Raw genomic sequence first — 9,301 nt, forward strand, 5'->3', positions numbered from 1 at the left:
CCCGGGACCAGCAGCACCTGGGCGTGCTGCACCCGCACGGGGTGTTGCAGGAAATGCGGCTCGATGAGGTGCTCCGGGACCCCGGGGCCCTGGCCGTCGGAATGTCGACGCTGGCCAGCACCATGGCGCGGGATGTGCCGGCGATGGCGGCCCCGGTCATGGGCCGTTGACCCCCGCCCGCCGGTCGGACTTGCCCGATCTGCCCGTTTGCAGCGATAATTGCGGGTTTCCCTCATTTTCTAGTTGCCTGCTTGCCGCAGGCACCGTACCGCCATGGCAATGAAACGCACCTACCAGCCTTCGAAGATCAAGCGCGCCCGTACCCACGGCTTCCTCGTGCGCATGAAGACCCGCGGTGGCCGCGCCGTCATCAACGCTCGCCGCGCCAAGGGCCGCAAGCGCCTGGCCGTCTGATTGCCTGCGCCTTGAACGCATGTCGGGCGCCGCGGTATTCAGTCGTCTGAGCCCGCTGCCTCGGTTGCTTCGCGGGTGATGCAGCGCATCCGGTCCCGGCAACAGTTCCAGGCCGTCATGGCGGGGGCCCCCGTGGCCAAGACCCCCCACTTCGCCCTGCATCGCGCGTCCTTGGACAGCCTGCACGAAGGTCGTCGTCTGTTCCCGGTGGTGGACACCTGGGTGGGCGTTCTGCTGCCCAAACGCTGGGCCAAACGGGCCGTCACGCGCAACGCCATCCGCCGCCAGATCTATGAAACCGCGCGCCTGCGGGCGCAGACGGTTGGCCTGCCCGAGGCAGCGCTGGTGGTGCGTCTGCGCACGGCGTTCAGCCGCCAGACGTTCGTGAGCGCCACGTCCGACGCGCTCAAGCAGGCCGTGCGGGCCGAGCTGGAGCAGTTGTATGCCCAACTGGCGCGGCGGACCAAGCCTGCCCCACGACCGGAGGCTGCCCGTGGCACCGGTTGCTGACTGGCCCCGGCGTGCGCTGGTGGGCTTCATCCGGGCCTACCGTCTGGTGCTCAGCCCGTGGCTGGGCAACACCTGCCGGTTCGAGCCGACCTGTTCCCGTTATGCTATTGGCGCCATTGAGCGTCATGGCGCGCTGGCGGGCAGCTACCTGATGTTGCGCCGCCTGGGGCGCTGCCATCCATGGTGCGAGGGTGGATGCGATCCCGTGCCCGAGCAGGTGCCGGGCCTGTTCACCCGCCTGACTTCCTCCCAAGAAAAGAAGATTCCGTCATGAACGACATTCGCCGTTCCATCCTGTGGGTGGTGTTTGGCTTCTCCCTGATCATGATCTGGGACAAGTGGCAGGTCCACAACGGCAAGCAGCCGACCTTCTTCCCGGGGGCGGCCGTGACCGAACAGGTCCAGGTGCCGGCGGGCGCGGCAGCGGCCAATGCCGACGTGCCTCCGGTCTCCGGGGCCGCGGGCGGCAGCGTCGCCGGCGCACCGGCCACCGATGTGGCGCCCGTACCGGCAGCCCAGCGCCACGAGGTGACGACCGACGTCTTCCGGCTGACCTTCAACAGCGAGGGGGGCTCGCTGATCGGTGCCACCTTGCTGCGGCATGCCAGCGGCGAGCTGGGCTCACCGGCGTTCGAGCTGCTGGCGCAGAACGACCAGCACACCTATGTGGCGCAAAGCGGCCTGATCGGCGGCAACTTCCCCAACCACAAGACGCCGATGACGCTGGTGCCGGGCCCGACCGCGCTGGCCGACGGGCAGGATGAACTGGTGGTGCGCTTCGAGTCGGCCGAGATCGATGGCGTTCGTCTGGTCAAGCGCTATACGCTCAAGCGGGGCAGCTACGAAATCGGCGTCGCTCATGAGCTGGTGAACGCGGGGACGCAGCCGGTGACGCCGCAGTTGTACGTGCAACTGGTGCGCGACGGCCGCAAGGCCGAGAGCGAAACGCCCTTCTACTCCACCTTCACCGGTCCGGCGGTCTACAGCAGCGCGCAGAAGTACCAGAAGGTCGAGTTCAAGCACATTGACGACAACAAGGCCGACTTCGAAAAGACGTCCAATGACGGCTACGTGGCCATGGTGCAGCATTACTTCGCCTCGGCCTGGCTGCTGCCCGAGGGGACGGCGCGCGAGAACTTCGTGCGCAAGGTCGACAACCTGTATGCCGTGGGGGCCATCACCGCCCTGCCCGCCGTGGCGCCGGGGGCCAGCCTCCAGACCGAAGCCCGCCTGTTCGTGGGACCGCAGGAAGAAAAGGTGCTGGAGAAGGTGTCTCCGGGCCTGGAGCTGGTCAAGGATTACGGGATGTTCACCATCCTGGCCAAGCCGCTGTACTGGCTGTTGGAGAAGATCCACAGTTTCGTCGGCAACTGGGGCTGGTCCATCGTGCTGCTGGTGGTCCTGATCAAGGCCGCCTTCTACTGGCTCAATGCGAGCGCCTACCGCTCCATGGCCAAGATGAAGAAGATCAACCCGCGCATCATGGAAATGCGTGAGCGCCTGAAGAGCAATCCGCAGGCGATGCAGCAGGAGATGATGAAGATCTACCGCGAGGAGAAGGTCAATCCGCTGGGCGGGTGCTTTCCGATCCTGATCCAGATCCCGGTGTTCATCGCGCTGTACTGGGTGCTGCTGTCGTCGGTCGAGATGCGCAATGCGCCCTGGATCGGCTGGATCACCGACCTGTCCACCAAGGATCCGTTCTTCGTGCTGCCGGTGATCATGACCGCGACGACGCTGATCCAGACCGCCCTGAACCCGCTGCCGCCCGACCCGCTGCAGGCCAAGATGATGTGGCTGATGCCGCTGATGTTCTCGGTGATGTTCTTCTTCTTCCCGGCCGGCCTGGTGCTGTACTGGATCACCAACAACGTGCTGACCATTGTCCAGCAGGCCTTCATCAACCACAAGCTGGGTGTGCCGGTGAAGATCACGCTGCCGTTCGAGCTCTTCAGGAAGCAGTAAACGACAGCGATTTGCCAGAATGGGCCTGCCTGCGCGGGCCCTTTCTTTTTTCCGCCGTATCCTTTGCGCACCATGCTGGCCGCTTCCCGTGATCCCATCGTCGCCATCGCCACCGCACCGGGCCGCGGTGCGGTGGGCATCGTGCGCGTGTCCGGCAAGGGATTGGCGCCGTATGTGCAGGCGCTGCTCGGGCGCGATCTGCGGCCACGCGAGGCCACCTACCTGCCTTTCCCCGACGCCACGGGCCAGCCGCTGGACCACGGCCTGGCGCTGTGGTTTCCGGCGCCGCACTCGTACACCGGCGAGGACGTGCTGGAGCTGCAGGGTCACGGCGGCCCGGTGGTGCTGCAACTGCTGCTGGCGCGCTGCCTGCAGGTGGCCGCGACGGCCGGCGCTGACGCACAGCCCCTGCTGGCGGGCCTGCGGCCGGCGCGCGCGGGCGAGTTCACCGAGCGCGCCTTCCTGAACGACAAGCTCGACCTGGCGCAGGCCGAGGCCGTGGCCGACCTGATCGACGCCAGCACCGAGGCGGCGGCGCGCAGCGCCAGTCGCTCGCTCGCCGGGGTGTTTTCGCAGCGCATCCATGCGCTGCGCGATGCCCTGATCCACCTGCGCATGCTGGTGGAAGCGACGCTGGACTTTCCCGAGGAGGAGATCGACTTCCTGCAGAAGGCCGATGCGGCCGGGCAATTGACCCGACTGCGCGCCTCGCTGGACGCGGTGCGGGCCGAGGCACGGCAGGGCGCGCTGCTGCGCGACGGCCTGCGGGTGGTGATCGCCGGGCAGCCCAACGCGGGCAAGAGTTCGCTGCTCAATGCGCTGGCGGGCGCCGAACTGGCGATCGTCACGCCGATCGCGGGCACCACGCGTGATGTGGTGCAACAGACCATCCAGATCGAGGGCGTGCCGCTGCACGTGATCGATACGGCGGGCCTGCGCCAGGGCGAGGACGTCGATGAGGTGGAGCGCATCGGCATCCAGCGCGCCTGGGACCAGATCGGGAAGGCCGACGCGGTGCTGTTCCTGCACGACCTCACGCGCTGCGGGCAGCCCGACTACCGCGCGGCCGATGCCCTCATTGGCGAGGGGCTGCCGGACGGTGTGCCGGTGGTGCATGTGTGGAACAAGCTGGATCAGGGCACGCCGCAGGTACAGCACCTGGGCGAAGGCGACCTGGCGCTGTCGGCGCGCACCGGCGAGGGGCTCGAAGCGCTGCGTCAGCGCCTGCTGGCCATGGCCGGCTGGCAGCATGCGGGCGACGGCCTGTTCATGGCCCGCGAGCGCCATCTGCAGGCCTTGCGCCGGGTGGGCGCTCACCTGGAGGCCGCCGACACCCTGCTGGCCGCCCAGGCCGAACACCTGGACCTGTTGGCCGAGGAGTTGCGCCTGGCCCAGGTGGCACTGGGCGAAATCACGGGCGAGTTCAGCGCCGACGACCTGCTGGGCGAGATTTTTTCGCGTTTTTGCATCGGAAAGTAAACAGCTCGAGGCCATTGGGCGCCCCTGGGGCGCCGCCTGGAGTCAAAATGTAAACACTTGCAACTTTCTCCTTGTGGTACCGGCTTGGGCCCGATAAGCTGCAGCGTATGAGCGCTGCCCTTCCTTCCTTCGATATCCAGGATCTGGCCCGGGCCATGTCCCAGAGCCATGCCCTGGATGCCGTGCCCCTGAACCTGGGGCCGCCCCAGTGGAAGGTGCTGGCCGATTACCTGCAGCCGATCCAGATGCAGGCCGGTCAGACGCTGATGGAGCAGGGCACCAAGGACCGCATGCTGTATCTGGTGGAAAGCGGCAACCTCACCGTCCACTACGAAGATGCCAAGGAGCGCATCCGGCTGGCCATGGTCGGTCCGGGCTCCGTGCTGGGGGAGGGGGCTTTTTTCAGCCATCTGCCCCGCAGCGCCACCGTCAGCGTGAACAACCCGAGCCGGCTGTGGTGCCTGACACCCCTGCGGTTTCGCGAGTTGTCCACGCGCCATCCCGAGATCGCGCTGGAACTGGTCATGGGCATGTCGGCGGTGCTGGCGCGCCGCATGTACAACCGGCCCAAACGCGTTGCGGTCACATGAGGCCAGGCCCCGGCCAATGGTCGAACACCATCCATTCCATGACTTGCCAGCCGCGCATTTCATTGCGCACCACCGATACCACATGTCCCTTCTGAACTGGATCCGCGGCCGCAACGGCCATGCCGGTAACCGCGCAGGCGGCAAAGACAAGGCCCGCCGCTCGTTTTCGCAAACCACGCTGCCGCTCATCTCGCCACGGCGCGGCCGGCGCATCCTGCGGCGCGAGCAATTGTTCGGCATCGTGCGTGAATGCATGATCCGCGGTGGTGTGCTGTCCACCAGTTACGAGTTCAAGGTGCTGGCGCTGGATGCCAATGCCGACAAGTTCCTGGTGCTGGTCGATCTGGCCCTGCCGGCCGAGACCATGCCCAGCGAGTACCTGCTGGAGATCGAACGCTGGGTGCAGCAAAGCGCCCGCTCGCGCCATGCCATGGAGGTGCCGGCGATCTACTGGCGGCGCAAGCCCTCCGCCGAACAGCGGGGCACGGCTCTGCGGGCATCCATGGCGAGCCAGACACGGAACGATGCGCTCGTGAAAGCGGGGCCCGGAGCCGCCCAGACCGCGACGCCGGTGCAGCCGGTCGATGCTGATGAGGTGAGGGCGTTTCGCCAGGCGCTGGCGCAGCCGCCCCAGCCCTGGCGGGGGCCGCGCGCGAACAGCGACGATGGCCTGCGCGAGCCGGTACCTGAAGCGCACAGCGATTTCACCGCCCTGAGCGACACCCAGTACGGCCGGCTCTGACGCCGGTTCAGTGTCCTTCGAAGTCGATCAGGGTGAACAGTGGCAGGCCTGAGTCGCGCAGCTTCTGCGAACCGCCGAGTTCGGGCAGGTCGACAATCGCCGCGCCCTCGGTGACCTCGGCGCCCAGCTTTTCCAGCAGACGGCGTCCGGCCATCATGGTGCCACCGGTGGCGATCAGGTCGTCGATCAGGACCACACGGTCGCCCGGCTTGACCGCGTCGGTGTGCAACTCCACCGTGGCGCTGCCGTACTCCAGTTCATAGGTTTCCTCGACCGTGCGAAAGGGCAGCTTGCCCTTCTTGCGGATCGGCACGAAACCCACGCCCAGTTCGTAGGCCAGCACGGAGCCGATGATGAACCCGCGCGCGTCCAGGCCGGCCACCACGTCGGGGCGCAGGGCCGGGTCCATATAGCGGTGCACGAAGGTGTCGATCAGCACGCGAAACACCTTGGGGTCCTGCAGCAGCGGGGTGATGTCGCGAAACTGCACGCCCGGCGCGGGCCAGTCGGGCACGGTGCGGATATGCGACTTGAGATAGGCGGAGGTATCCATGGTGCCGATTATGGGCGCCCCGGTGTGCCCAGGCGCGATAATCAGTGAATGCGTGTCCCCCCGACCTTCGATTCCGTTCGCGCCCGGCAGATGGCCAGCGAGACCCTGGCCATCGAGGCCGGGGCGGTGCAGGCGCTGGCCCAGCGGCTCGACGAGCGCTTCGATCAGGCGATCGCCACGGTGCTGCGCTGCACCGGCCGGGTGGTGGTCACCGGCATGGGCAAGAGCGGCCACGTGGGCCGCAAGATTGCCGCCACGCTGGCGTCCACCGGCACGCCGGCGATGTTCGTTCACCCGGCCGAGGCCAGCCACGGTGACCTGGGCATGATCACGGCGGCCGACGTGGTGCTGGCCATCAGCAACAGTGGCGAGAGCGAGGAGCTGACGGCCATTCTGCCGCTGATCAAGCGCATGGGCGTACCGCTGCTGGCCATGACGGGGCGGTTGCAATCGACCCTGGCCCGCCATGCCGATGTCGTGCTCGACGCTGCGGTCGAGAAAGAAGCCTGCCCGCACAACCTCGCGCCCACCGCCAGCACCACGGCGCAGCTTGCGCTGGGCGATGCGCTGGCCGTCGCGCTGCTGGACGCGCGGGGCTTTCGGGCCGACGATTTCGCGCGCTCGCACCCGGGGGGCGCCCTGGGGCGCAAGCTGCTGACACATGTGGCCGACGTGATGCGCAGTGGCGACCAACTGCCGCGCGTGCGGCCCGAGGCCGGCCTGATGGACCTGATGCGCGAGATCAGCGCCAAGGGCCTGGGCATGAGCGCCGTGGTCGGTGCCGATGACGGTGTGCTGGGTGTCTTCACCGACGGTGACCTGCGCCGCCTGATCGAGAAGACCGGCAACGAGGTTGACCTGCGCACGCTGACGGCGCAAGAGGTCATGCACCATCACCCGCGCACCATCCGGCAGGACGCGCTGGCGGTGGAGGCGGCCGACCTGATGGAGGCTGGCCGCATCACCAGCGTGCTGGTGGTCGATGACGCTGGCCGGCTGGTCGGAGCCCTGAACAGCAACGACCTGATGCGCGCGAAAGTGATTTGAACGACATGAACGCGCCCGCTATGTCCATGCCCCGGCCGGTACAGCATTTCGCGCCCGAGCTGTTGCTGCGCGCCCAGCCCGTGAAGGTGTTGTTGCTGGACGTGGACGGGGTGCTGACCGACGGCGGGCTGTATTTCACCGAAGCGGGCGAGACGATCAAGCGTTTCCACACCCTGGATGGCCATGGCATCAAGCTGCTGCAGCGCGCCGGCGTGACGCCGGCCGTGGTCACCGGCCGTGATTCCGCGGCCCTGCGCCTGCGCCTGCAGGCCCTGGGCGTCGTCCACGCCCGTTTCGGCACCGAAGACAAGCGGCCGGCGGCCGAGGCGATCCTGGACGGCTTGGGACTGGGCTGGGACGCCGCCGCGGCCGTGGGCGACGACTGGCCCGACCTGCCGGTGCTGCGCCGCGCCGCGCTGGCGGTCTGCCCCCCCGGCGCGCATCCGGAAGTGCTGGCCCTGGCCCACCACGTGACGCAGCGACCTGCCGGTGCCGGCGCCGTGCGCGAGGTGTGCGACCTGCTGCTGACCGCCCGGGGGGTCTACGCCGGCTTGTTCGAAGAGGCCTGCCAATGAAGCTGCTCAAGCGCATGCAGGATTTGCTCTCGCGCCTGTCCATCTACCTGCCGGTCATGCTCATGGGCTTGCTGGCCCTGGCCAGCTACTGGTTGTTGCGCGTCACCCCGAGGCCGCTGGAGCCCGAGCCGGAACGCCCGGTCACGGAGCACCCGGATTTCTACATGCGGGGCTTCGCCATCAAAGGCTTCGATGAAAACGGCCGGATCAAGAGCGAGATGCGTGGCACGGAGGGGCGCCACTACCCGCACAACGAGACCCTGGTCATCGACAATGCCCGGATCCGCTCGGTATCGGACAAGGGCCTGGTCAGTTCGGCCACCGCCCTGCAGATCACCAGCAACGACGAGCAGAACGACTTCCTGCTGGAAGGCGATGCCGTGGTGGTGCGCCGGGCCGGTCGGGGTCCGGATGGCCGCCTGATTCCCCGGGTGGAGTTCCATGGTCCGGTTCTGCGGGTCCTGACCGAGCCGATCGAGCGGATCATGTCGGACCAGCCGGTGCTGCTGATCCGTGGCAACGACCAGATCACCGCCGACACGCTGGACTACACCGGCGACGATGCACGCGTGGCCGATTTCGAAGGCCGGGTCAACGCCACCTTCGCGCCCCGGCCCTGAGGCGGGCCGAACCCGGCACGCCATGGACCGGTGCGACGACGCTCCTCTGGTGTTCATCACCGGTGCCTCCAGCGGCATCGGGCAGGCACTGGCCGCCCGCTACGCCGCCGCCGGCTGGCGGCTGGCGCTGGTGGCCCGCCGCACCGCCGAGATCGGGCGCTGGGCCGCCGAGGCCGGTCTGGCGGCTGATCGCTGGCGCGCCTATGGCGCGGACGTCTCGGACATCGACAGCATCGTCGCGGCGGGGCATGCCTGTCTGCGGGTGCAGGGGGTGCCTGACGTGGTGATCGCCAACGCGGGCATCAGCGTCGGCGTGGACACGGCCGAGCGTGCGGATCTCGACGTGATGGCGCGCACCTTCGCCACCAACAACACCGGTCTGGCGGCGACCTTTCAACCCTTCATCGTCGCCATGCGCCGGCGCGGTCGGGGCCGCCTGGTGGGCGTGGCCAGCGTGGCGGCCATCCGGGGCCTGCCCGGGCACGGCGCCTACTGCGCGAGCAAGGCGGCCGTCGTGGCCTATTGCGAGAGTTTGCGTGGCGAGCTGCGAGGCACGGGCGTGAACGTTGTGACCCTACTGCCCGGCTACGTGGACACGCCACTGACCCGCCAGAACCGCTATCCCATGCCCTTCCTGATGACGCCGCAGGCCTTCGCCGACCGCGCTTTCCGGGCCATTGAGGCGGGCGACAGCTACCGTGTGATTCCCTGGCAGATGGGCGTGGTGGCCAAGCTGCTGCGCCTGCTGCCCAATCCGCTGTTCGATCGTCTGTTGCAGGGGCGGCCTCGCAAGCACCGCCAGACCG

At 67.9% G+C, this 9,301-nt stretch carries 12 protein-coding genes; 11 read left to right on the forward strand and 1 reads right to left on the reverse strand.

All coding sequences use genetic code 11. From position 1 onward, the window contains the following. The first annotated feature begins 279 nt into the window (after positions 1-279). The 7 genes from rpmH (at position 280) to PHQ87_RS11630 (ending at position 5,700) form a co-directional block, all read left to right on the forward strand. Positions 280-414, forward strand: a complete 135-nt coding sequence (rpmH, locus tag PHQ87_RS11600) for a 50S ribosomal protein L34 (RefSeq protein WP_066096666.1) — start codon at positions 280-282, stop codon at positions 412-414. A 78-nt stretch (positions 415-492) separates the two neighbouring features. Further along, on the forward strand, positions 493-924 hold the full coding sequence (locus PHQ87_RS11605) for a ribonuclease P protein component (RefSeq protein ID WP_300234327.1): 432 nt from the start codon (positions 493-495) through the stop codon (positions 922-924). Then, positions 908-1,198: a membrane protein insertion efficiency factor YidD gene (yidD, locus tag PHQ87_RS11610; RefSeq protein WP_300234330.1), complete on the forward strand. Its 291-nt coding sequence runs from the start codon at positions 908-910 to the stop codon at positions 1,196-1,198. Before PHQ87_RS11605 ends, yidD begins: the two co-directional genes overlap by 17 nt. Then, a complete protein-coding gene (yidC, locus tag PHQ87_RS11615; RefSeq protein ID WP_300234333.1) occupies positions 1,195-2,889 on the forward strand; it encodes a membrane protein insertase YidC in 1,695 nt (564 codons plus the stop codon). Before yidD ends, yidC begins: the two co-directional genes overlap by 4 nt. Positions 2,890-2,961: 72 nt before the next feature. Beyond that, positions 2,962-4,368, forward strand: a complete 1,407-nt coding sequence (gene mnmE, locus PHQ87_RS11620; protein ID WP_300234336.1) for a tRNA uridine-5-carboxymethylaminomethyl(34) synthesis GTPase MnmE — start codon at positions 2,962-2,964, stop codon at positions 4,366-4,368. Positions 4,369-4,475: 107 nt separating this feature from the next. Continuing rightward, positions 4,476-4,958 (forward strand): cyclic nucleotide-binding domain-containing protein, encoded by a 483-nt coding sequence (locus tag PHQ87_RS11625; RefSeq protein WP_300234339.1) that lies wholly within the window; start codon positions 4,476-4,478, stop codon positions 4,956-4,958. Between the two features lie 82 nt (positions 4,959-5,040). Next, the gene (locus PHQ87_RS11630; protein ID WP_300234342.1) at positions 5,041-5,700 is read left to right on the forward strand and encodes a hypothetical protein; all 660 of its coding nucleotides are present in this window, start codon (positions 5,041-5,043) and stop codon (positions 5,698-5,700) included. Between the two features lie 7 nt (positions 5,701-5,707). On the opposite strand, the gene PHQ87_RS11635 is transcribed toward PHQ87_RS11630, so the two are convergent. Beyond that, complete coding sequence (locus PHQ87_RS11635) at positions 5,708-6,253, reverse strand: adenine phosphoribosyltransferase (protein WP_300234345.1); 546 nt, start codon at positions 6,251-6,253, stop codon at positions 5,708-5,710. Between the two features lie 48 nt (positions 6,254-6,301). On the opposite strand from PHQ87_RS11635, the gene PHQ87_RS11640 reads away from it, so the two are divergent. The 4 genes from PHQ87_RS11640 to PHQ87_RS11655 all read left to right on the forward strand — a co-directional run. After that, positions 6,302-7,300, forward strand: a complete 999-nt coding sequence (locus tag PHQ87_RS11640) for a KpsF/GutQ family sugar-phosphate isomerase (protein WP_300234348.1) — start codon at positions 6,302-6,304, stop codon at positions 7,298-7,300. 5 nt (positions 7,301-7,305) lie between these two features. After that, complete coding sequence (locus PHQ87_RS11645) at positions 7,306-7,875, forward strand: 3-deoxy-D-manno-octulosonate 8-phosphate phosphatase (RefSeq protein WP_300234351.1); 570 nt, start codon at positions 7,306-7,308, stop codon at positions 7,873-7,875. After that, the gene (lptC, locus tag PHQ87_RS11650) at positions 7,872-8,495 is read left to right on the forward strand and encodes an LPS export ABC transporter periplasmic protein LptC (protein ID WP_300234354.1); all 624 of its coding nucleotides are present in this window, start codon (positions 7,872-7,874) and stop codon (positions 8,493-8,495) included. The genes PHQ87_RS11645 and lptC overlap by 4 nt, the downstream gene beginning before the upstream one ends. A gap of 22 nt (positions 8,496-8,517) precedes the next feature. Next, the coding region (locus tag PHQ87_RS11655; protein WP_300234358.1) for an SDR family oxidoreductase at positions 8,518-9,301 on the forward strand (784 nt) is incomplete at its 3' end.

It is taken from the genome of Hydrogenophaga sp. (genome assembly GCF_028698005.1).
Classification (GTDB): Bacteria; Pseudomonadota; Gammaproteobacteria; order Burkholderiales; family Burkholderiaceae_C; genus Hydrogenophaga.